This window comes from Motilibacter deserti (assembly GCF_011250635.1).
Taxonomy (GTDB): Bacteria; Actinomycetota; Actinomycetes; order Motilibacterales; family Motilibacteraceae; genus Motilibacter_A; species Motilibacter_A deserti.
The window spans coordinates 1-1,384 of the sequence record NZ_JAANNP010000229.1 but is presented as its reverse complement, the minus strand read 5'-3'; the positions used below and the strand labels follow the sequence as shown (position 1 = coordinate 1,384).

1 protein-coding gene is annotated in these 1,384 nt (G+C 75.9%); it reads left to right on the top strand.

Features of this window, described 5'->3' with window-relative positions:
- Positions 1-9: 9 nt before the first annotated feature.
- On the top strand, positions 10-1,384 hold a 1,375-nt coding region (locus tag G9H71_RS22665; RefSeq protein ID WP_166285003.1), incomplete at its 3' end, for a PAS domain S-box protein.

Here is a 1,384-nt window from a genome sequence, read left to right as displayed (position 1 = left end):
CTGGAGAGCGTGGTCGAGGGCACGGGCGACGGGGCGGAGGGAGCACCTCCCGCCTTCTCCGGCGTACCCGCGGACCGGCTGCACGCCGTCGTCGCCGCGCTGCGCGAGGTAGCGACGGCTCCGGCCGAGCCCGACGCGCTGTTCGACCTCGCCGCGCGCGCCGTCCGGGACCTGCTGCGCGCGGACACCGTCGTGGTCGCCGTGCCCGAGGGGGACCGGTCGGTGCTGCGCACAGGCGTCGCCATCCCGGAGAACATGCCGCCCAGCATCCCGCTGGCCGGCACCACCGCCGGCGCCGCCTTCCTGACGGGGCGGCCCGTGCTGGTGGAGGACGCGTACTCCGCCGACGCGCCCACCACGCCGCAGCTCAACCGGCGGATGGGCTTCCGCTCGTCGGTCGTCGTGCCGCTGCTGGACGCGGGGCGCGCGTTCGCGTGCGTCTCAGCGCTCTCCAGGCGACGGGGCGCCTTCGACGAGCGGGACCTCGCCGTGCTCGCCCTCGTCACGGACGTGCTGTCCTCCCGGCTCGCGCACGCCGTCGCGCTGTCCGAGCGGTCGAAGGCGTCCTCGGCGCTGCGGACCACGACGCAGCGGCTGCGCGCCGCGCAGGAGCTCAGCGGGCTCGGCCTGTGGTCCTGGCGGCAGGCGACGGGCGAGCTGACGGTCGACGCCAGGATGCGCGCCCTGCTCGGCCTGGCGCCCGAGGAGGAGGTGACGGTCAACCGCGTGCTCGGCGCAATGGACCCGGCCGACACCGCCCTCGTGCGCAGCATCGGCGCGCGGTGCCTGAGCGAGCGCGTCCCGGGACAAGGCATCGTGCGCGTGCCGCTCGCCGACGGCTCCACCCGCTGGCTGGCCTTCTGGGCCGACGTCGACCTCGCTCCCGACGGCACCCCGGGCGGCGTCTGGGGCGTCATGCAGAACGTGACCGAGCGGGAAGAAGCAGCGGCGGCGCTGCGCACGTCGGAGGAGCACTTCCGGATCTCCTTCGACCGGGCCCCCGTCGGCATGCTCCTCGTCCGGCTGGGCGGCGACCGCCACGGGCGCATCCTGCGGGCCAACCCCGCCTGGTCGGCCATGCTCGGGTTCAGCGAGGAGGAGAGCCAGGCGATGGAGCCCGGCGCCGTCCTGCCGCCGGCGGAGCGGCCGGGAGCACTCGATGCCGTACGCCGCATGCAGCAGGGGCTGCTCACCCGGGGGACGGCCGAGCTGCGCGTGCGCCACCGGGACGGCCACGAGGTCGACGTGCGCATCGAGGCCGCGGTGGCGCCGGACGCGCAGGGGCGGCCGAGCTACGTCGTGTGCTTCGTCCAGGACCTCACCCAGCAGCGCCGGACGCAGCAGGAGCTGGAGCGGCTCGCGCTCTACGACACCCTCACCGGGC